Consider the following 20,454-nt stretch of genomic DNA (forward strand, 5'->3'; position numbering starts at 1 on the left):
TCAGAACCTCTCCGGGAAAATGAGGGCGAGGACGAGATAGCCCAGCAGGGCAACCGCCACGACCAGGCCGACAACGTTCTCGACGGTCACAGCTTCGCCACCCCCTTGGCGATGAGCGCCACCAGCGCGAAGACCGCGATCGTGGTGACAACGAAGGCCACGTCGGCCACCGTGCACTCCTAGGACTTTTCCGGACAGAGACCGGGTCCGCGGAATTGCGGACGCCACAAGGAAGGAAACCCCTCCTACCGGCGAGTAATGACGTCCTTGACAGCTCCCTAACGGTCGCAGCCATGGCCTTGACGCCTCCTTGACGGCGTCCGGCACGTCGCGTCGCAGCAGACACTCCGGGCAGGCGAGGTTCCTTCAACCGAGTGCCATGACCGAAACCGCCACGGACAGCGCCCCTCGGCCACCCGGGTCGGTCACCGGCCCAGTGGGCGGGCACCTCACCACTCGCGCTCGGGATCAACGCCTTCCGAGCCGCCATCAGGCATCAAGGGCTCGTCAGGGACCGGGCTCCCGCCATCATCAGCGCGTCAATATCCACGGGGATACCCAGCAGCATGTCGCCAGCGGCGGACACTGATCGTGGCTGCACCACTCGTGGTCGCGCCAGGAGGCGATCCCATGAGCTCCACACGACGTGACCCACTGCTCCTGGACCTGGCGCTGCCGATGGCAGGGGTGGCCGCCGCATTGCCGGCCGTCCTACTCGCCCTGACGGGCGCGGACCCCCGTTCGGCGTGGCCGCTGGGCCTCCTTCTCGCCCTCACCGTGCTCGTCGCGATGGCGGCCAGGCCTCCCACCGCGACAGGGATCGGGGTGATCTCCTGGCTCTTCCTCGATGGATTCATTGTCAACACGGCCGGCGAGCTCACCTTGCATCGCGCAGATCTGGTCTCTCTGGCCACGCTGGCCTGCGCAGGACTGGTCGTCTCGGGCGTAGCCTCCGCCATTCGCCGACTGCGTGCCGGACCGGTCCACCTCACCTTGAGGACGCGCAGCCTGTCGCCGGAGGCACGATGGCGATGGCGATGGCACAGCCTGCCGACGGCCTCGGCGCTCCACATGGCGAAGCCGGCCGCCCCCACCTCCCGGGTCGATCGGCACTCGCCGGCGGCGCCCCGCACACGGTCATGAAACCCCTGGCCGAGGAGGTCCCCACACAACCACGAGCGGGCGACACGTACTACGTCCCCCTGAGCCCGCGCCCGACAGAGAATCGGACGGAGCCGAAGACATGCACACCTCGCAGGAGCACTCGTGAGCAAGAGAGGAAGCGGGACGGCCTTCACCGTCCTGAACGGTCGGCATGAGCTGGTCGTCCGACGCCTCAAAGCGACGGAGGAATCGATCGAACTCGCCTACCACGTCACACCGCCACTACCTGACAGGTGACTTCACGAGCCCGAGGGACCAGTGCCCGAAGCCGGCCCGCCGGTTTTCCTGTCACTGGAGGCCCTGGACGACCTGGGAACCGAATACCTCGATGGAGGAGGCGCTTTCGGAACCGACCCCACGGGCCGATTCACCGACGGCACCCTCTCCTTGCACCGCGGGCACTCCCTCGACGCGCGAACTCTCGTCGTCACGCCGAGGTTGACTTCCGGGGATCAACACGGCACCCATCGGTTCGCGATGACCCTGTAGAGGGTGGATTCCCGACCGTGCCGGGCCGGCTGAGCGGCACGTACTGGGCGGGCCCCTCTGCACACGGGCAAACACCAACGTCCGATGAGTCCCGCCTCGGACGACGAGTCCCCATGGCCGTACCGGCGCCGCCCTTCGGACTCGTCCTACCGGTGGCCGGTCGGTGCGCACCCTGGTGCGTGACGCGGGGATACGAGCACGTTGCCTCCCAGCCTACGAACGTGGGTCGAGAACGACGACCGGCGAAAGCCTCCGCCGAAGCTGAGCAACGTGCCGTCCCACCCCCGCCGGCCACAGCGAGGTCCACGCCGACGAGCAGGCCACGACGGGCGACCGTTTTGGCCATGGGACATCCCCCGGACTCACCGTCCGGGCCCATCGCCGCGCTTATTGCACCATGAATCGCAACTACGATGAGTTGGCAATGTCACGCTGTCGAGGCGCAGGCTGTAGGCCGGAATTTCGAGCTACAACATCACCGTCCGACGGGACGACCCGTCGCAGTGTGTCCATACACGAAGTGTCGCGGTGGATGGGCCACAGCTCGATCAAGATCACGGTGGACCGTTACGGCCACCTGCCCCTCGACGGGAGTGAACGCTGCCGTCAGGTCATCGAGACCACCCTCGGGCAGCACATGCTCAGCGGATTCCCAACTCGGCGAGTACCTGGTGCTGAGTTGGTGATGCCTTAGCCGGCCAGTAGAGGTAGCAGACACCGCCGGAACCGCTCCTGACCTGGCCGTTCGCGTTGTACCGCTTGGTCCTCAGCCAGATGTTCTCGAACTGCCGCCGCTTGTACACCCGCCGCACGTCGTCGTTGCTGCTGCCGGCCGGGTCGTGGGCGATCACGTCGCCCGTTGCCGTGAAGCCGGCCAGGCACATCAGGTGGCCCGCCGTGCCGTAGCCCGCACCGTCCAGTTCCTCCTTGAGGAAGGACTGGGAGGTGATGACGGGGATGCCCGCGCCGATCAGCTTCTCCACGTCGCCGAGGGAGCCGAGCCGGGTGACGACGCCCTGCATGTCGCGGTAGGTGGCGGCGTAGGCGGCGTTGAACGGCCAGTTGCCGCAGCCCGCGTACTGGTAGTCGAAGGTGTACCGGGCGGCGTGGCAGACCTGCGGGTCCGCGTACTCCGGCTTGACCCAGGCGAGGTCGTCCTCGGTCGGCTTGCGGCCCCAGTACTCGATGACCATCTGCGAGGAGGTCGGGCTGCACCAGGCCTCGCCGCCGTTGTCGTACTCCGGGTACTGCCCGACGTGGATGTTCTGGGAGTAGCGCGGGAGCCTCAGCTCCTTCCCCGCGCCGTCCCCCGGCGTGGAGGCGGGCACGGTGAAGCGGTCGGGGATGTCGGACGCCATCGCGCCGAGCCGCCAGACCTTCGGTGTGCTGCCGGTGCCGGGCTTGCGGTAGAGGGTGAGCCGCAGCCGGTACGAGGCGATGCGCAGGGTGCTCGCGGTGTCGTCGATCGACAGGGTGTCGGTCCAGACCGTGCTCCGGCCGTCGGTCTGGTCGTCCAGCGAGGTGCGCCGGATGTCCCCGTCACCCTTTGCCCAGCGGCCGATGACGTACCAGGGGGTGTTGGTGCCGTCGGTGTAGGTGCCGCGCAGTTCGACCAGGATCCAGGTGCCGGCCGGAGCGTGGGCGTTCCAGGAGGCGACGAGTTCGCTCGCGGGGGTGGCGAGCCTGCGGACCGGGCCGGTCCAGGTCGCGTACTCCCAGGTGGTCTTCTTGCCGGTGTGCGGATCCGTGTACTCCGTCCGCCCCGCCGGGGTGCCGATGACGAGGCCGTGCCGGGACCCGGCCACGGCGCGGGTGCCCTTGGCGGTGCCGGACCGCCAGTCGGTGTACGTGGTCCAGCCGTGGTAGTCCACCCGGGCCACCCCCTTCCCCGCAGCGGTGGCCGGGCCGGCGGCGTCCGGGCGGGAGCCGGCGCCGGTGGCCGCGGTGGTGTCGGTCGCGGTGCCGCGCGGGGCGGCGGGAGCGGCGAGCGCCGGGTGGGCGGCCCCGGCGGCGGCGGCCGCCAGTGCGGCGGTCAGCAGGGTGCGGCGTGAAGTGGGTCTGGTCATGGCGGGAGGACCCCCAGTCGTCATCCGGTGGGCTACAGGTGCACGACAGCTCTTCAACTATCGCCGCTCCCGGCAGGCTTCGGCCAGAGGATGGGGGCGCGTCGCCGCCCCCGTACGGGTGGAGATCCGCCGCGCCCGCGGGGAGGTCCGGCCGCGGGCGGGGGCCCGGCGGGGCGGGCCGGACGGGCCCGTAGGGTGAGCCATGTGGACCATCCCCCGCCAGGAACTCCCGGCCGGCTCGACGCCCCCGCGGCCCGGCTGCGTGCGCTGCCCCCGTCCTGCGGGCCGGTGCGGCTGATCGCGGTCGACGGCCACGCCGGTTCCGGCAAGAGCACCTTCGCCGGCCGGCTCGCGGCGGCGCTCGGGGGCGCACCGGTGGTGCGGCTGGACGATCTGGCGACCCATGAGGAGCTGTTCGCCTGGACGGACCGGGTGCGGGAGCAGATCCTGGCGCCACTGTCCGGCGGGGCCACCGCGCGGTACGGCGTCTACGACTGGGTGCTGCGACGGTTCACCCGTGAGGAGGACGTCGCGCCGGCGCCGGTGGTGCTCCTCGAAGGAGTGGGGTCCGGGCGCCGGGCGCTGCGGCCGTACCTGGCGTGCCTGCTGTGGATGGAGGTGCCCGAGCACACCTCCTGGGAACGCGGCAGGCTGCGGGACGGCCCGGAGCTGTCGGCCTTCTGGGACGGCTGGGTCCGGGCGGAGCGGCAGCATTTCTCCGCCGATCCGTCGCGGCCGTACGCCGATCTTCTGGTGCGTCAGGGGGCGGAGGGGTATGTGGTGCGGACGGGGCCTGCTGTGACCGCATGAACGGTTCACTCCCTCACCCTCCGTAGTCACCTGGCCGTGGCTCGCCCGGGCGGACACGGGAGATCTCCGGGCAACTGCCTCAACTCGGCTTGACCCGGGGGCCGTACAGGTCTTACGTTTTCAACGTGCGGCTTCTTCGGGAGCCCCCACAGACGCGAAGCCCCCGGTTGTTCCCCCGTGACCGGGGGCTTCGTTCTGCCCCGGCCGGACAGGCACGTCATTTCGGGCACTCCACCGGCACCTCTCCTCACCCAGGGTCACCATCCGGCGCGCACTCCCCCACCCGCCGGCACCCCTCCGCGTCCGCTCCGGTACGCGCGCCACCCTTCGGCCGACGGCGATACCGCAGGTACGATGCGGACGGGAGATGCGACAACTCCCGTCCACAGTGCGGCGGTTCGGCACGTCAGTCGCCCGGCAGACGCCCGGCGGCACACCACGGGGGCATGGTTGTGGGGGGCCTGATGGACTTCGGCATGCAGCAGGGCTCGGACGCCCCGGCCGACCTCGCCTGGCTGCGCGCCGTCGACGCCTACACGATGGGGGCGTACGCACAGGCCGAGGAGGAGTTCCGGGCGGCGGTGCGGATCGACCCGGGGATGGCCGACGCCTGGCTGGGCCTGCACGCCCTGCGGGTCGACACGACCAACGCGCTGCTGCGGATGCACCTCCACCGGGACCGGTTCGGGGAGCAGCGCTCCCGCCACCGGCGGACGCTCAACTCCTGGTACTGGCTGGGCTGGTGGGTACAGCCGGTGCTGGAGAGTCCACGCGATCTGCTGCTGGCGCACGCATCCCACTGGCTGGACGGCCGGCACGTCCCGGAGCTGGACGGGGCGCTGGCCGGCTGCCCGCCGGTGGACACCGACCGCCAGGTGCGCTTCCTGCACGCCTGCCGCGCCTACCTGGTCAAGGACTGGGAACAGCTCGTACGGCACACCCAGCCGCTGCTGGACGACCCGGTGCTGGGCATCGAGGCGGGGCTGTTCGGCGGCATGGCGCGGGTGCGGCTGGAGATGTACGGGCAGGCCGAGCCGTTGCTGTCGGCGGCCCTGATGCGGTGCCGCAGCGAACAGCCGCAGCGCAAGGAGCTGCGGTACTGGCTGGCCCGGGCGCACGAGGGGACCGGCCGCAGCGCCGCGGCCCTGCCGCTCTACCGGGCCGTGCACCGGGTCGACCCGGCGTTCATGGACACCGCCGCCCGGCTGGCCGCGATCTCCGAGGGCGACGGGCTGGACGAGGCCGGGGACCTCGCCGCGGTCTCGCTCGCCGGTATCGGCCAGGATGTGCTGGACGCGACGACCGACCCGGATCTGCTGATCCCGGACAGCCCCGCCGACGGCCGCGATCTGTCCACGGCGCCGGACGCCGACGACCTGATCCCCGGGATGGCGCCGGTGGACGCCGACGGTGTCCGCGAGAAGGTGATCCTGCCGGTCCAGCCGAAGCCGGGGCGGCTCCCCACCGGCCCGCCCGACCCCGTCCTGCTCCAGCAGGCGCTGGGGCAACTGGAGCGGATGGTGGGGCTGGAGCCGGTGAAGCGCCAGGTCCGGGCGCTGTCGGCGCAGCTCCACATGGCCCGGCTGCGGGCCGGTCAGGGCCTGCCCGTGCAGCCGCCGAAGCGGCACTTCGTGTTCTCCGGCCCGTCCGGGACGGGGAAGACGACGGTCGCGCGCATCCTCGGCCGGGTCTTCTACGCGTTGGGGCTGCTCGGCGGCGACCATCTGGTTGAGGCCCAACGGGCCGATCTGGTCGGCGAGTTCCTCGGGCAGACGGCCGTGAAGGCCAATGAGCTGATCGACTCGGCGCTGGGCGGGGTGCTCTTCGTCGACGAGGCGTACAGCCTCTCCAACACCGGCTACAGCAAGGGCGACGCCTACGGCGACGAGGCCTTACAGGTTCTCCTCAAGCGTGCCGAGGACAACCGCGACCGCCTGGTGGTCATACTCGCGGGCTACCCGGAGGGCATGGACCGCCTGCTGACCACCAACCCGGGGCTGGGCTCCCGGTTCACCACCCGGGTCGACTTCCCCAGCTACCGGCCGCTGGAGCTGACCCGGATCGGCGAGGTCCTGGCCGCCGAGAACGGCGACTGCTGGGACGAGGAAGCCGTCGAGGAACTGCGCAGCATCAGCGGGCACGTGGTCGACCAGGGCTGGATCGACGAGCTGGGCAACGGCCGCTTCCTGCGCACGCTGTACGAGAAGAGCTGCGCCTACCGGGACCTGCGGCTGTCCGGCTACAGCGGCACGCCGACCCGCGAGGACCTCGCCACGCTCCGGCTGCCGGACCTGATGCAGGCGTACGGGGAGGTGCTGTCGGGCCGCGGTCCGACGGGGTTCGGGCCGCCGGAGGCACCGCCGCGCGGCTGACGTGCCCCTCGACCCGGCCTCCGCGCCCAGCGGTCGAGGGCGCCGGGCGCGGTTCCGGTGGCGGGCAGCTCAGGCCCGGGTACCGGCGAACGCACCACCGGCGCCGAAGGCCAGCGCGGCGAAGTGCTCGCCGATCCGGCGGTGGGTGGCGGCGTCCGGGTGGAGCCCGTCCGGCAGCGGCAGTTCGGCGAAGTCGGCGTCCCCGTAGAGGTCCCGGCCGTCGAGGTGGTGCAGGTTGGGGTCGTCGGCGGCCCGCTGCTTCACGATGCGGGCGAGCTCGTCCCGGATGGCGGTGAGCGTCAGCTTCCCCGCGGCGCGTTCCGCGGGGTCACCCGCCGCCGTGAACCGGAGCCTGCCCTCGCCGAGTTCACCGAGATCCATGACGCTGGGCCCGGGGGTGTCCTCGTGGATCGGGCACAGGACGGGCGAGACGACCAGCAGCGGAGTGGTGGGATGCCCGTCGCGGATGGTGTCGAGGAAGCCGTGCACCGCGGCAGTGAAGGCACGCATCCGCATCAGATCGTGGTTGACCAGGTTGATGCCGATCTTGATGCTGATCAGGTCCGCGGGGGTGTCCCGCAGGGCGCGGGCGGTGAACGGGTCGAGGAAGCCGTTTCCGCCCAGGCCGAGGTTGATCAGTTCCACCCCGCCGAGCGAGGCGGCCAGCGCGGGCCAGGTCGTGGCGGGGCTCGCGGCGTTGGAGCCGTGGCTGATCGAACTGCCGTGGTGCAGCCAGACGCTGCGGCCGTGGTCCGGCACGGCTTCGACGGGGGCGTCGGTGCGCAGCGCGACCAGTTCGGTGATCTCGTTGTGGGGCAGCCAGATCTCGACGTTCTTGATCCCGTCGGGCAGCGCGGGGAAGCGGACGGTGCCGACCGGACCGGGCCGCTTCTCGGCCGCTCCGGTGGCCATGTCCAGCAGCAGGACGTTGCCGCCGGTGGTGCCGGCCTGCCCGGCCGGGCTGCCGTCGACGAGCAGGTCGTACACACCGTCCGGGCGGTCCGGGGCGCCCTGGTACGCCAGTTTGGTGCGGAGGGTGTCCAGCTCGACCGCGGTGGCCCGGGTGCGGAAGACCAGCCGGACGCCGGAGGGCTGGGACTCCGCGAGGGCCAGCTGCCTGTCACCGCACTGGGCGCGGGCCCGGGCGGGCAGCCGGTGCGGCAGCACCCCGTGCTCGGTCCGCTCCAGGTCGAGCGCACCCCGCAGGAGGTCCGCGGTGACGGGCGTGGTGATCCAGTCCGCGGTACCGGAGGGCGTGGGGCGGTCGGCGGAGGCATGCGGTTCGTTCATGGTCCCAGGCTGCCAACCGGATTCTCGATCCGCATCCGCTTTTCGGCCCACCGCGCCACGGCCTGGCGGCCGTTCGCCGACGGGCAGCCGTTCGCCGGTGGGCGGCGCCGGCGTCGAGCGGCACCGCCGGTGGCCGCGACTCGCTCCGGTCTCCGGCCCGGTGCACCGCGCTGCCGGGAGGCATGCGGCGGACGCGGTGGCGGCCGACCGGCAGGAAACGTGCCTCGTACGGGACTTCGCGACGCCGCTCCGCTCTCCGGCCCCGGCACACCACGCAGCGCATCAGGACGGAGGGGCGTCCGGTGCCCGGCCGGACGCCGGGCACCGGACGGCGCGGTCAGCGCGCCATCGCCCCCTGCTCGCTGGGCCGCTGGTCACCGGGCAGCTTCCCGCCCGACACCTGCTCCGGCCGCGGTACGGCGCGCTGCCCGTCCGCCGTCTCCGGCGCGCTCGCGCCCTGCGGGCGGGCCGGTGCCGGCCGGGTGCCGCGGTGTGCGGGGTCCCGGACCTCGCCGACGAGCATTTCCAGCACGTCCTCCAGGGCGACGAGCCCCAGCACCCGGCCGGTGGCGTCGGCCACCTGCGCGAGGTGGGTGGCCGCCCGGCGCATCACGGTCAGGGCGTCGTCCAGCGGGAGTTCGGCCCGGAGCGTGGTCATCGGCCGCCAGACGCGCTGCGGCACGGCACGGTCGTTCTCCTCCAGCTCCAGCACGTCCTTCACATGCACGTAGCCCATGAAGGCGCCGCCGGGAGCGACCACCGGGAAGCGCGAGTAGCCGGTGCGCACGGTCAGTTCCTCGACGCTCCGCGGCGTCGCCGACGGGTCCACGGTGACGAGCGCCGCTCGGTCGAGCAGCACCTCGGTGACCGGGCGGCTGCCCAGCTCCAGGGCGTCGGAGAGCCGCTCCTGCTCCCCCGGGCCGAGCAGCCCCGCCTGGCGGGAGTCCTCCAGCAGGTGGCCGAGCTGTTCGCTGGTGAACACCGCCTCCACCTCGTCCTTGGGCTCGACCCCGAAGGCCCGGAGGACGGCCCGGGCGCAGGCGCCGAAGAACGCGGTGACCGGACGGCAGAGCCGGGCGAAGGCCACCAGGGCCGGAGCCAGCCACAGCGCGGTCTTCTCGGGGGCCGCCATGGCGAGGTTCTTCGGCACCATCTCGCCGATGACGAGGTGGAGGAAGACCACGACGGCGAGCGCGATGGCGTAGCCGAGCGGGTGGATCACCCCCTCGGGGAGGTGCACGGCGTGGAACACCGGCTCCAGCAGGTGCGCCACGGTCGGCTCGGCGACCGCGCCGAGCGTCAGCGAGCAGACGGTGATGCCGAACTGGGCGGCCGCCATCATCTGGGGCAGGCTCTCCAGCCCCTGGATGACGGTGCGGGCGCGGGCGGAGCCTTCCGCGGCGAGCGGGTCGATCTGGCTCCGCCGGACGGAGACCAGGGCGAACTCGGCGCCCACGAAGAAGCCGTTCCCCAGCACGAGCAGCAGCGCGAAGAGAAGTTGCAGCAGACTCATCGCCGGTCCGCCTTCCCGCTGTCCTGCCGGACGATACGGACCCGCTCGGCGCGGTGGTGCTCGACCATCCGCACCCGCAGCCGCCAGCCGGGCAGCTCGGCGGTGTCGCCCGGGGCGGGAATCCGGCCCAGCAGATCGGCGACCAGGCCGGCCACCGTCTCGTACGGTCCCTCGGGCGCCTCCAGGCCGATCCGGCGGAGGGTGTCGACCCGGCAGCTGCCGTCGGCGTCCCAGGTGGCGTCCTCGGACGGGACGGCGGCGAGTTCGGGGAGGTCGTCCCCGTCGTGCTCGTCGCGGACCTCGCCGACGAGCTCCTCGACGATGTCCTCCAGCGTGACGACACCGGCGGTGCCGCCGTACTCGTCGACGACCACGGCTATCGGCTGCTCACTGCGGAGCTGCTCCAGCAGCGGCTGCACCGGCAGGGTCTCCGGGACGAGCAGCGGGGCGACCGCGATGCGCCCGACGGGGGTGCGCAGCCGCTCGTGGGCGGGGACGGCGAGGGCGTTCTTGAGGTGGACCATGCCGACGACCTCGTCGAGGCGTTCCCGGTAGACGGGGAAGCGGGAGAGGCCGGTGGCCCGGGTGAGGTTGAGGACGTCCTCGGCGGTGGCCGAGGACTGCAGGGCGCTGACCCGCACCCGCGGGGTCATCACGTGCTGCGCGGTGAGCTCACCGAGGGAGAGGGTGCGCACGAACAGATCGGCGGTGTCCTGCTCCAGGGCTCCGGCCTGCGCGGAGTGCCGGGCGAGGGAGACGAGTTCGTCGGGGGTGCGGGCGGACGCCAGCTCCTCGGTCGGCTCGACGCCCAGCAGCCGGACCAGCCGGTTGGCGACGGTGTTGAGCAGCGCGATGACCGGCCGGAAGAAGCGGGAGAAGGCGTGCTGCGGGCCGGCCACGAACCGGGCCACCTGGAGCGGCCGGGAGACCGCCCAGTTCTTGGGCACCAGTTCGCCGACGACCATCTGGACCGCGGACGCGGTCAGCATGCCGACGACCACGGCGACACCGGGGACGGCGCCGTCAGGGAGGCCGGTGGCGGCGAACGGCCCGGCGAGGAGGTCCGCGAGGGCCGGTTCGGCCAGCATGCCGACGACCAGCGAGGTGATGGTGATGCCGAGCTGGGTGCCGGAGAGCTGGAAGGAGAGCTCGCGCAGGGCCTTCACCACCGTGCCGGCGCGGCGGTCGCCTTCGGCGGCGGCGCGCTCGGCCTCGGGCCGTTCCACGGTGACGAGTCCGAATTCGGCGGCGACGAAGAAACCGTTGGCCAAAATCAGGACAAATGCCGCAGCGAGCAGCAGAAGAGGGAGGGTCATGCCGCCGCCTCCATCGGAGGGGCGGCGCAGGTACTACAGGACGATCCGTCCATCGCCGGGGGGTGTCACTCCTCGGTTAGCAGGTGGCCCCGCGGCCCGCATATTCGCGCGGCACGGTCGGTGCGGGGCGGGGCGCGCCCATCGCGCCGCCAGAAGACAGAGTAATCATTGGGAATTCGCCTGCGAAGGCACCCGGGCGCGGGCCGGTCCACTGACGGACCGGCCCGCCGGGTTCAGGCCGCGTCCTGCCCGGTGCCGTACGCCTCGGTCAGTGCCCGCAGCGTACGGGCGTCGCTGATGGCCTGGGCCTTCGCAATGCCGGGCTGGATGCCCATCGCGGGCAGGCTGGTGCCGTCCGCCAGGTCCAGGTGGACCCAGGGGTCGCCGGGGCGGAGGTTGACCCGCAGCACCTCCGCCCACTCCAGGCGGCGGGTGGTGGTGAGATTCACGACGGTCACCCCGTCGGGCGCGGCGACCACCTTGGGGCGGCTGAGCAGCAGGAGCACCAGGAAGAAGAACAGCCCGGTGATCATGAAGACGGACCGCTCCCCCGCCGTCAGCGCGGGAAGGAGCAGGGCGACGACGACGAGCACCGCGAAGAGTGCCGCGCCCACGGTGAGCAGGACCACCCGGGTGCGGGTGGGCCGGAACGTGACGGGCAGCACAGGGAGCTCGGGCAGGGGCGCGGGCGCGGACACAGGGGGCGGTCTTTCTCGTGCGGCGGAGACGGCGGTGCGGGTGGCGCGGACGCCTCGGAAGCGGGCGGACACCTCCGAGGCGTGTGGACGCCTCGGAGGCAGGAGGACGTCTCAGAGGCGGCAGGCGTGGATGCCGGTGGTGAGAATCGCCCGGGCACCGAGCTCGTAGAGCTCGTCCATGATCCGCTGGGCGTCCTTGGACGGGACCATGGAACGGACGGCCACCCAGCCCTCGTGGTGCAGCGGGGAGACGGTGGGCGATTCGAGCCCGGGGGTGAGGGCCACGGCCCGCTCCACGTGCTCGACGCGGATGTCGTAGTCCATCATCACGTAGCGGCGGGCGACGAGGACGCCCTGCATGCGGCGGAGGAACTGCTGGATCTTCGGGTCGTCGAGCGGGGCGCCGGTGCGCCGGATGACGACGGCCTCGGAGTGCAGGATCGGCTCGCCGATGATCTCCAGTCCGGCGTTGCGCAGCGTGGTGCCGGTCTCCACGACATCCGCGATGATCTCGGCGACGCCGAGCTGGATGGCGGTCTCGACCGCGCCGTCGAGGCGGACGACGGAGGCGTCGACGCCGTTCTCGGCGAGGTGCTGGGTGACCAGCCCGGAGAACGAGGTGGCGACGGTCATGCCGCCGAAGTCGGCGACGTCCTTGGCCGTGCCCGGCCGGGTCGCGTAGCGGAAGGTGGAGCCGGCGAAGCCGAGCTGGAGGATCTCCTCGGCGTCCGCGCCGGAGTCCAGCAGCAGGTCGCGGCCGGTGATGCCGATGTCGAGCCGGCCGGAACCGACGTAGACGGCGATGTCCCGGGGGCGGAGGAAGAAGAACTCCACGCCGTTGTCGGCGTCCACCAGGACCAGCTCCCGGCGGTCCTTGCGCTGCTTGTAGCCGGCCTCATGGAGCATCGCCGACGCAGGCTCGGACAGTGAACCCTTGTTGGGGACGGCGATGCGCAGCATGGAGCGGTTTCCTTCACGTTCGGGGGTGGTGCCTGGTGGTGTCGCGGTGGGAAGCGGCACGAGGGGAAGGGCCGGACGCCCCTCCCCCCGTCGCTGCTCAGAGATGAGCGTATACGTCGTCGAGGGAGATGCCCCGGGCGACCATCATCACCTGAAGGTGGTAGAGGAGTTGGGAGATCTCCTCCGCGGTGCGGTCCTCGCCCTCGTGCTCGGCGGCCATCCACACCTCGGCGGCCTCCTCGACCACCTTCTTGCCGATGGTGTGCACGCCCGCGGCCACGAGCTCGGCGGTACGGGAGGTGCTGGGGTCGCCGGTGGCGGCCTTGTGCTGGAGCTCGGCGAAGAGCTCCTCGAATGTCTTGTTCGCCATGGTGCCTTCAATTTACCGGGTCGGGTCCGGACGCCGGGCAGCGCCCGCCGCCTGTGCGGTGCCTCAGCGCCAGGGCTCGGCGACGGTGCGCAGGGTGGTGGCGGTGGCGACGGCCGCGGTGACCGCCTCGTGCCCCTTGTCCTCGTTCGATCCCTGCAGGCCGGCGCGGTCCAGGGCCTGGGCCTCGTCGTCGCAGGTCAGGACGCCGAAGCCGATGGGGACACCGGTGTCGACGGAGACCTGGGTGAGGCCCTGGGTGACGCCCTGGCACACGTAGTCGAAGTGCGGGGTGCCGCCGCGGATGACCACCCCGAGCGCGACGATCGCGTCGTAGCCGCGGTCCGCGAGGACCTTGGCGACCACCGGCAGCTCGAAGCTGCCGGGCACGCGCAGCAGGGTCGGCTCGTCGATGCCCAGCTCGTGCAGGGCGCGCAGCGCGCCGTCGACGAGGCCGTCCATCACCTTCTCGTGCCACTGCGCCGCGATCACGGCCACACGCAGGTCGCCGCAGTTCTTCACGGACAGTTCGGGGGCGCCCTTACCGCTCACGTCTCTCCTCGGTGCTGATGTCCGGTGCTGTACCGGAGTCGGTCCGGTGCTGTACCGGAGTCTTCTCGTGCGGGTGCTGCGTTCTCGTGCGGGTACTGCGTTCTCGTGCGGATGCTGCGTTCTCGTGCGGGTACTGCGTTGTGGTGCGGGGGTACCGCGGTGTGTCACTGGTTGCCGCAGGTGGAGGACGGGTGTCCGCCCAGCGGGGCGAGGGAGGCGCCCTCGTCCAGCCACGGCAGTTCGTGTCCCATCCGGTCCCGCTTGGTGCGCAGGTACCGGAGGTTGTGCTCGCCCGCCTGGACGGGCATCGGCTCACGGCCGGTGACCCGGAGGCCGTGCCGGACGAGGGCCGAGCTCTTCTCGGGGTTGTTGGTCATCAGCCGGACGCTGCGCACGCCCAGGTCGGCGAGGATCTGCGCGCCGGCGGCGTAGTCCCGGGCGTCGGCCGGCAGCCCGAGTTCGAGGTTGGCGTCCAGGGTGTCGCGGCCGCGCTCCTGGAGTTCGTAGGCGCGGAGCTTGGACAGCAGTCCGATGCCGCGGCCCTCGTGACCCCGGAGGTAGATGACCACGCCCCGGCCCTCGTCGGTGATCCGGCCCAGCGAGGCGTGCAGCTGCGGGCCGCAGTCGCAGCGCAGCGAGTGGAAGACGTCCCCGGTGAGGCACTCGGAGTGCACCCGGACCAGGACGTCCTCCCCGTCGCCGAGGTCGCCCTGGACGAGGGCGATGTGCTCGACCCCGTCGACCGTGGAGCGGTAGCCCAGCGCCCGGAACGTGCCGAAGGCGGTGGGCAGCCGGGTCTCCGCCTCGCGGCGGACGGTGGGCTCGGCCGAGCGGCGGTAGGTGATCAGGTCCTCGATGGAGATGATCGCCAGACCGTGCTTGCGGGCGAAGGGGACCAGTTCCGGCAGCCGCATCATGGTGCCGTCCTCGGCCGCTATCTCGACGATCGCGGCGGCCGGGCGCAGGCCGGCGAGCCGGGCGAGGTCGACGCCGGCCTCGGTGTGCCCGCTGCGGACGAGCACCCCGCCGGGCCGGGCGCGGAGCGGGAAGATGTGGCCGGGGCGGACGAAGTCGTCCGCGGTGGCCGCGCCGTCGGCGAGCAGCCGCAGCGTGGTGGCCCGGTCGGCGGCGGAGATGCCGGTGGAGATGCCGTGGGCGGCGGTGGCGTCGACGGAGACGGTGAACGCGGTGCCCATCGACTCGGTGTTCGTCTCCACCATCTGGGGCAGGTCGAGGCGGTCCAGGTCCGGCCCCTCCATGGGGGCGCAGATCAGTCCGCGGCACTCGCTCATCATGAAGGCGACGATCTCGGGGGTCGCCTTCTCCGCGGCGACGACGAGGTCGCCCTCGTTCTCGCGGTCCTCGTCGTCCACCACGACGACCGGGCGTCCGGCGGCGATGTCGGCGATCGCCCGCTCGACGGGGTCGAGGGCCAGGTCCTCGCTGTCGTACCAGCTCTGCAGTGCGGTCATGCCGCTGCTCCTTCCAGGGCGGTGGCACGGCTCGCGCGCGAGCGCAGCCACCAGTCGCGCATGCCCCACAGGACGAGCACGAGATAGACGACGTAGACCAGGCCGGAGAAGGCCAGTCCGCTGCTGAAGGCGAGGGGGACGCCCACCAGGTCGACCAGGACCCAGGCGAACCAGAACTCGACCAGGCCGCGGGCCTGGGCGACCATCGCCGCGAGGGTGCCGACGAAGATGTACGCGTCGGGCCAGGGGTTCCAGGACAGTTCGGGGAGGGCGGTGAAGAGGCCTCCGACGGCGAGGGTGCCCGCCACGGTCCCGCCGAGGAGGACCAGCCGCTCGCGCCCGGTGGCGAACCGTACGGCGACCTCCCCGCCGTGGTCGCGCCGGCCGCGCCGCCACTGCGTCCAGCCCCAGACGGCGACACCGATGACCAGCAGCTGCTTACCGACGCCGCCGCTGAGCTGCGCGGACGCATAGGCCGCGACGAGGATCACGCCGGAGAGCAGCTGGGCGGGCCAGGTCCAGATGGAGCGGCGCCAGCCCAGGGCGAGGGCGGCCAGGCCGATGGTGTTGCCGATCATGTCGGACCAGATGACCTTCTGGTCGAAGGCCACGAAGGCCTGGCCGTTGAGCCAGTCGACGGCGCTCACCGCGCGGCCTCCGCAGTGATCGCCGCAGCCGCTCCGGCGGTGCCGGCGCCCGCGCCGAGCAGCCGCTCGACGTACTTGGCGAGGACGTCCACCTCGAGGTTGACCGGGTCGCCCGGCTGCTTGATGCCGAGGGTGGTGAGGGCGAGTGTGGTGGGGATCAGGCTGACGGTGAAGAAGTCGCCGCCCGCGTCGACGACGGTGAGGCTGATGCCGTCGACGGTGATGGAGCCCTTCTCCACGACGTACCGCGCGAGGCCGTCCGGGAGCGAGATCTTGACGATCTCCCAGTTCTCGGCGGGCGTCCGCTCCAGGACGGTGCCCGTGCCGTCCACATGTCCCTGGACGAGGTGGCCGCCGAGCCGTCCGCCGAGCGCCATGGGCCGTTCGAGGTTGACCCGGGAGCCGGTGGTGAGGGCGCCGAGGCTGGACCGGTTCAGGGTCTCCGCCATCACATCGGCGGTGAACTCGCCGTCGGCGGTGTCGACGACGGTGAGGCAGACGCCGTTGACGGCGATCGAGTCGCCGTGCTTGGCGCCCTCGGTGACGACGGGGCCGCGCAGTCGGAAGCGAGCGGAGTGGGCGGCGGCGCCCTCGGCGCCGTCCGGTGCGTCGCCGAGCAGCTCGACGGCGGTGACCTCACCCAGTTCTTCGACGATTCCGGTGAACACGTCAGTTCTCCTCGGGAGCGATGGCGGTGGCGGTGGGAACGGCGGTGATGCGCAGGTCGGGGCCGAGCCGGGCGGTCTCGGTGATGTCGAGCCGCAACGCCTGGGCGATGGTGCCGATTCCGGCGTCGGCGAGGACCGCGGGCCCGGCGCCGAGCAGGGCCGGAGCGAGGTAGCCGACGACCTGGTCGACGGCGTGCGCGGCGGTGAAGGCCCCGGCGAGGGTCGGCCCGCCCTCCAGCAGGACCGAGCGCACGTCGCGCTCGTGGAGGGCGGCGAGCAGGGCGGGGATGCTCAGGCCCCGGCCGGCGGCCCGTGGCAGCCGGAGCACGGGGGCGAGTCCGTCGAGGTGCCCGGCGTCGGCGTCGTCGGCCACGGCGATCAGCGTGGGCGCCGTGCCGTCGAGCACCCGGGCGCCGGGCTTGACGGCGGTGGCGCCTGTGTCGACGACGACCCGCAGCGGCTGGGTGACCTCGGAGTCCAGCAGCGCGGCGTCCCGGAGGCGGGCGCCGAGCTGCGGATCGTCGGCGCGCGCGGTGCCGGATCCGACGATCACGGCGTCGGCGTGGGCGCGCAGCCGGTGGACGTCGGCGCGGGACTCCGGCGAGGAGATCCAGCGGCTGGTGCCGTCGGCGGCGGCGACCCGGCCGTCGAGCGTGGCGGCGTACTTCCAGCGGACGAACGGCCGGCCGCGGCGCACGGAGGTCAGCCAGGCGAGGTTGCCCGCCTCGGCCTCCTCGGCGAGCAGCCCGGCCCCGGTGTCGACCCCGGCGGCGGCCAGTGTCGCGGCGCCGCCGGTGGCGGCCGGGTTGGGGTCGGCGACGGCGTACACGACCCGGGCGATCCCGGCGTCGAGGAGGGCCCGGGCACAGGGTCCGGTGCGGCCGGTGTGGTTGCAGGGCTCCAGAGTGACCAGCGCGGTGCCGCCACGGGCCCGCTCCCCGGCCTCGCGCAGCGCTTCGACCTCCGCGTGCGGGCCGCCGGCCCGCCGGTGCCAGCCCTCGCCCACGGTCCGTCCGGCGGCGTCCAGCACGACGCACCCGACGACGGGGTTGGGGCTGGTGGAGCCGAGTCCGCGGGCAGCGAGTGCGATGGCACGGCGCATCGCCGCGACTTCATCGGGGGCTGCGGTGGCCACCGGGTCCTCCTGCCTCTTCGGGCACGGACTCCGGGGCTGTCGAGATGACAACAGCGGAACGCAACATCGGGAACGCCGAGGCCGGGATGCACGGATCCGCCCCCACAGGAGAACGGCTCCGCCGAGCGGCGGCGCACCGGTGTTTCGCCCGCCGCGCACTGCCTCCCATCCGGACTTTAACCGTCGGTCCAGGAATTTCACCTGGTCAACCGGCCGCTGGATGCGGACGGGTCGCGGACTGTAACCGCCGGTTCGGACTTTCACCGACCCCGGAGTGCGCTGACGTCACTGGTACAGAGCCAGTCTGCCATGGTCCCGGGCCGGGGAGGAGACCGGATTCCTGTGCACTCGGTCACTCCGGCGGACGCTCCGTGGCCTCCGGGCAGACCACGGGGACGCGTTGCACCAGGTTGTTGGCGAAGCCGCCACGGTTCCAGGGCTGTTCGAGCGGCTGGCCGTGCCCCTCGGCGTCGGTGGCGCGGACGGCCAGCACATGGCGGCCGGGCGTCGCCGTCCAGGTGTGGTGCCAGCCGCACCAGGCCCAGCGGTGGGTGGGGCCGGGCGCCAGCCGGGCGGGGACCCAGGTCCGGCCGTCGTCGGTGCTCACCTCGACGGCGGTGACCGGGGCGCGGCCGGACCAGGCCCGCCCTTCGAGCGGCACCGCACCGGGCCGGACGACCCGGACCCGGGACATGAAGTCGGGGAACCCGGGCGGTACGAGGAGGGCTCGGGGAGCGATCCGGGTCACGGGTTCACCGGGCTCGTCGGCCTCCTGACGGATCCGGTACGCCTCGGTCTGCTGGTAGCCGGTGAAGGGCGTGTCCGCGACGAAGATGTCGCGCAGCCACTTCACGTGGGCCATGCCGTACCAGCCGGGGACGACCAGGCGCAGCGGGTGGCCGTGCTGCGGCGGCAGGGGCTCGCCGTTCATCGCGTACGCCACGAGCACCTCGGGGTCGTCGCCGGTGGCCACCTCCAGCGGCAGGCTGCGCCGGTAGTTCTGCTCGACGCCGCGCTCCACGCCGTGATCGGCGCCGGTGAAGACCACGTCGACGGCGCCGGGCCGGACCCCGGCCTCGTCGAGCAGCAGCCGCAGCGGTACGCCGGTCCAGTCGGCGGTTCCGACGGCCCCGAGCAGCCAGGGCTGGCTCACGGGGCGCGGTTCCAGCCGGGCGCGGCCGTTGCCGGCGCACTCCAGGGTGACCCGTTGGGTGACGGCCGGGTAGTCGTGCAGATCGGCCGGGTCGAAGCCGAGCGCGTGCCCGACATGGCCCTCCACGGACAGCGTCCAGGGGTCCGGCGGCACATGCGGAATGTCGTAGTGGACCAGGACGTAGTGCAGGCCGGGCGGGGTGACGTCGTAGCGGAGGGCTTCCAGCGGCATGGCGTGATTGCGGGCGGCGAGGGCCAGTTCCTCCGGTGTGATGCCCTCGTCGGGAGCGGCCAGCCGGGCGGGGCCGCTGACGTCGTCGAGCCGCGCCTCCATGTCTTCGATTATCGGCCGCCGGGCGGGGTTCCCGCCCGGCGGCGTGCCCACCCCGTTCTCACCGGAGGCGTGGTTGGGCACCGGCCCGGTGGGGAGGATGAGCCGAATGGAGAGCTTCGGCGCATCGCACCGGGGGGACGGAGCCCCCGACGGCGGCCTGCCGCGGTGGCGGCTGCGCCGGGCGCGGTTCGCGATCGCCGCGGTCTTCGCCGTCCACGGGGCCGTGACCGGGAGCTTCGCCACCCGGGTGCCGTGGATCCAGGAGCACACCGGCATCGGTGCGGGGCAGCTGGGGATCGCGCTGGCCCTGCCCGCGATCGGTGCGTCGGTGTCGATGCCGCTGGCGGGGCGGATCAGCCATCGCTTCGGCGCGCGGGCGGCGCTGCGCGGGCTGCTCGCGCTGTGGACCGGCTCCCTGGCCCTGCCCGCGCTGAGCACCTCGATGCCCGCGCTGTGCTGCGCGCTGTTCGTCTACGGGGCCACGGCGGGGATGGCCGATGTGGCGATGAACGCCCTCGGGGTGGAGACCGAGGAGCGGCTCGGCCGGCCCATCATGTCGGGGCTGCACGGCATGTGGAGCGTCGGCGCCCTGGCCGGTTCGGCCGCGGGGACCGCCGCGGCGCACACCGACGTGGACGCCCGGACCCATCTGGCCGTCGCCGCGGTGGTGCTCACCGCACTCGGGGCCGTGGCCTGTCAGGGGGTGCTCGATCTGCGCAGCGCCCCGGACGAGCATCCGCCGCCGCGCTTCGCGCTGCCCCCGGTCTCGGCGCTGGCCATCGGCGCCGTGGGGTTCTGCGCGGTGTTCGCGGAGGGCGCGAGCCTGGACTGGTCGGCGGTGTATCTGCGGGACGTACTCGGCACCTCGGCCGGGCTCGCGGCGGCCTCGACCACCGCGTTCGCCTGCACCATGGCGGCGGCCCGGCTGGTGGGGGACGCCGTGGTGGGGCGGTTCGGCCCGGTGCGGACGGTACGGGCCGGCGGGGTGCTCGCGACGGCGGGCGGGCTGCTGGTCGTCCTGGCCGCCCACCCGGTGATGGCGCTCGGGGGCTTCGCGCTGATCGGGATGGGCATCGCCGTCGTCGTGCCACTGGCCTTCGCCGCGGCGGGCCGCCGCGGGCCCGCCCCGAGCCAGTCCATCGCGGGCGTCGCGACGATCACCTACACCTCGGGCCTGCTCGCCCCGTCGGCGATCGGGTCGATCGCCGACGCGACCTCCCTGACGGTGTCGTTCGGGCTGGTCACCGTGCTGGCCTCCGGGCTGGTGCTGGGGGCCGGGGTGCTGCGGACGGAGGGGCGCGGCGCGGCGCCGACGGTCCGGGAGGCACCTGCCGAACGGCGGTGATGCGGGCGGGGTCCGGGCCGCCGGGCGCCGAACCGGTCCCCCGGCTACCGGAGACGGGGCACCCGGCACCGGATCAGGGCGAGGGCGGCTGCGTTCCGGGGGCG

General features: G+C 72.8%; 18 protein-coding genes and 1 riboswitch. Of the genes, 4 read left to right on the forward strand and 14 right to left on the reverse strand.

Going from position 1 to position 20,454, the window contains the following annotated elements:
* Nucleotides 1-90, reverse strand: a complete 90-nt coding sequence (gene kdpF, locus ACFYYR_RS30970) for a K(+)-transporting ATPase subunit F (protein ID WP_037770757.1) — start codon at nucleotides 88-90, stop codon at nucleotides 1-3.
* Between the two features lie 540 nt (nucleotides 91-630).
* Here kdpF and ACFYYR_RS30975 point away from each other — a divergent pair.
* Nucleotides 631-1,143 (forward strand): hypothetical protein, encoded by a 513-nt coding sequence (locus ACFYYR_RS30975; RefSeq protein ID WP_388861003.1) that lies wholly within the window; start codon nucleotides 631-633, stop codon nucleotides 1,141-1,143.
* Between the two features lie 1,151 nt (nucleotides 1,144-2,294).
* Here the strand turns inward: ACFYYR_RS30975 and ACFYYR_RS30980 are convergent.
* Entirely contained in the window at nucleotides 2,295-3,719 is a 1,425-nt protein-coding gene (locus ACFYYR_RS30980) for a peptidase C39 family protein (protein WP_388861006.1), read from the reverse strand.
* A 204-nt stretch (nucleotides 3,720-3,923) separates the two neighbouring features.
* Here ACFYYR_RS30980 and ACFYYR_RS30985 point away from each other — a divergent pair, with 204 nt between their 5' ends.
* Together ACFYYR_RS30985 and ACFYYR_RS30990 are read left to right on the forward strand one after the other, a co-directional pair.
* Complete coding sequence (locus ACFYYR_RS30985; protein ID WP_388861010.1) at nucleotides 3,924-4,529, forward strand: uridine kinase; 606 nt, start codon at nucleotides 3,924-3,926, stop codon at nucleotides 4,527-4,529.
* A 464-nt stretch (nucleotides 4,530-4,993) separates the two neighbouring features.
* Nucleotides 4,994-6,901, forward strand: coding sequence for an AAA family ATPase (locus ACFYYR_RS30990; protein ID WP_388861124.1), 1,908 nt, complete (start codon nucleotides 4,994-4,996; stop codon nucleotides 6,899-6,901).
* 69 nt (nucleotides 6,902-6,970) lie between these two features.
* Here ACFYYR_RS30990 and ACFYYR_RS30995 read toward each other — a convergent pair whose 3' ends face one another.
* From ACFYYR_RS30995 to ACFYYR_RS31050, 12 genes are all read right to left on the reverse strand, one after another.
* Nucleotides 6,971-8,191: a GDSL-type esterase/lipase family protein gene (locus ACFYYR_RS30995; protein WP_388861013.1), complete on the reverse strand. Its 1,221-nt coding sequence runs from the start codon at nucleotides 8,189-8,191 to the stop codon at nucleotides 6,971-6,973.
* A 337-nt stretch (nucleotides 8,192-8,528) separates the two neighbouring features.
* Complete coding sequence (locus tag ACFYYR_RS31000) at nucleotides 8,529-9,704, reverse strand: hemolysin family protein (RefSeq protein ID WP_388861016.1); 1,176 nt, start codon at nucleotides 9,702-9,704, stop codon at nucleotides 8,529-8,531.
* A complete protein-coding gene (locus tag ACFYYR_RS31005; protein ID WP_388861019.1) occupies nucleotides 9,701-11,020 on the reverse strand; it encodes a hemolysin family protein in 1,320 nt (439 codons plus the stop codon). Before ACFYYR_RS31005 ends, ACFYYR_RS31000 begins: the two co-directional genes overlap by 4 nt.
* Before the next feature lie 233 nt (nucleotides 11,021-11,253).
* Nucleotides 11,254-11,718 carry a PH domain-containing protein gene (locus tag ACFYYR_RS31010; RefSeq protein ID WP_388861022.1) on the reverse strand — a complete coding sequence of 155 codons (465 nt, stop codon included), beginning with the start codon at nucleotides 11,716-11,718 and terminating at the stop codon, nucleotides 11,254-11,256.
* Nucleotides 11,719-11,829: 111 nt separating this feature from the next.
* On the reverse strand, nucleotides 11,830-12,678 hold the full coding sequence (gene hisG / locus ACFYYR_RS31015; protein ID WP_388861025.1) for an ATP phosphoribosyltransferase: 849 nt from the start codon (nucleotides 12,676-12,678) through the stop codon (nucleotides 11,830-11,832).
* A 97-nt stretch (nucleotides 12,679-12,775) separates the two neighbouring features.
* A complete protein-coding gene (locus tag ACFYYR_RS31020; RefSeq protein WP_388861028.1) occupies nucleotides 12,776-13,048 on the reverse strand; it encodes a phosphoribosyl-ATP diphosphatase in 273 nt (90 codons plus the stop codon).
* Between the two features lie 63 nt (nucleotides 13,049-13,111).
* Nucleotides 13,112-13,597 carry a 6,7-dimethyl-8-ribityllumazine synthase gene (ribH, locus tag ACFYYR_RS31025; protein WP_351514905.1) on the reverse strand — a complete coding sequence of 162 codons (486 nt, stop codon included), beginning with the start codon at nucleotides 13,595-13,597 and terminating at the stop codon, nucleotides 13,112-13,114.
* A 164-nt stretch (nucleotides 13,598-13,761) separates the two neighbouring features.
* Nucleotides 13,762-15,069: a bifunctional 3,4-dihydroxy-2-butanone-4-phosphate synthase/GTP cyclohydrolase II gene (locus ACFYYR_RS31030; protein ID WP_388861031.1), complete on the reverse strand. Its 1,308-nt coding sequence runs from the start codon at nucleotides 15,067-15,069 to the stop codon at nucleotides 13,762-13,764.
* Complete coding sequence (locus ACFYYR_RS31035) at nucleotides 15,066-15,716, reverse strand: nicotinamide riboside transporter PnuC (protein ID WP_388861034.1); 651 nt, start codon at nucleotides 15,714-15,716, stop codon at nucleotides 15,066-15,068. Before ACFYYR_RS31035 ends, ACFYYR_RS31030 begins: the two co-directional genes overlap by 4 nt.
* The gene (locus tag ACFYYR_RS31040; RefSeq protein ID WP_388861037.1) at nucleotides 15,713-16,384 is read right to left on the reverse strand and encodes a riboflavin synthase; all 672 of its coding nucleotides are present in this window, start codon (nucleotides 16,382-16,384) and stop codon (nucleotides 15,713-15,715) included. The genes ACFYYR_RS31035 and ACFYYR_RS31040 overlap by 4 nt, the downstream gene beginning before the upstream one ends.
* A 1-nt stretch (nucleotide 16,385) precedes the next feature.
* The gene (ribD, locus tag ACFYYR_RS31045; RefSeq protein WP_388861127.1) at nucleotides 16,386-17,486 is read right to left on the reverse strand and encodes a bifunctional diaminohydroxyphosphoribosylaminopyrimidine deaminase/5-amino-6-(5-phosphoribosylamino)uracil reductase RibD; all 1,101 of its coding nucleotides are present in this window, start codon (nucleotides 17,484-17,486) and stop codon (nucleotides 16,386-16,388) included.
* Nucleotides 17,487-17,670: 184 nt separating this feature from the next.
* Nucleotides 17,671-17,801: riboswitch (FMN riboswitch) on the reverse strand.
* A 70-nt stretch (nucleotides 17,802-17,871) separates the two neighbouring features.
* On the reverse strand, nucleotides 17,872-19,005 hold the full coding sequence (locus tag ACFYYR_RS31050) for a sulfite oxidase (RefSeq protein WP_388861040.1): 1,134 nt from the start codon (nucleotides 19,003-19,005) through the stop codon (nucleotides 17,872-17,874).
* A gap of 106 nt (nucleotides 19,006-19,111) precedes the next feature.
* Between ACFYYR_RS31050 and ACFYYR_RS31055 the strand changes: the two genes are divergently transcribed.
* On the forward strand, nucleotides 19,112-20,350 hold the full coding sequence (locus ACFYYR_RS31055; protein WP_388861043.1) for an MFS transporter: 1,239 nt from the start codon (nucleotides 19,112-19,114) through the stop codon (nucleotides 20,348-20,350).
* Nucleotides 20,351-20,454: the final 104 nt, after the last annotated feature.

It is taken from the genome of Streptomyces sp. NPDC001922 (genome assembly GCF_042891165.1).
Taxonomy (GTDB): domain Bacteria; phylum Actinomycetota; class Actinomycetes; order Streptomycetales; family Streptomycetaceae; genus Streptomyces.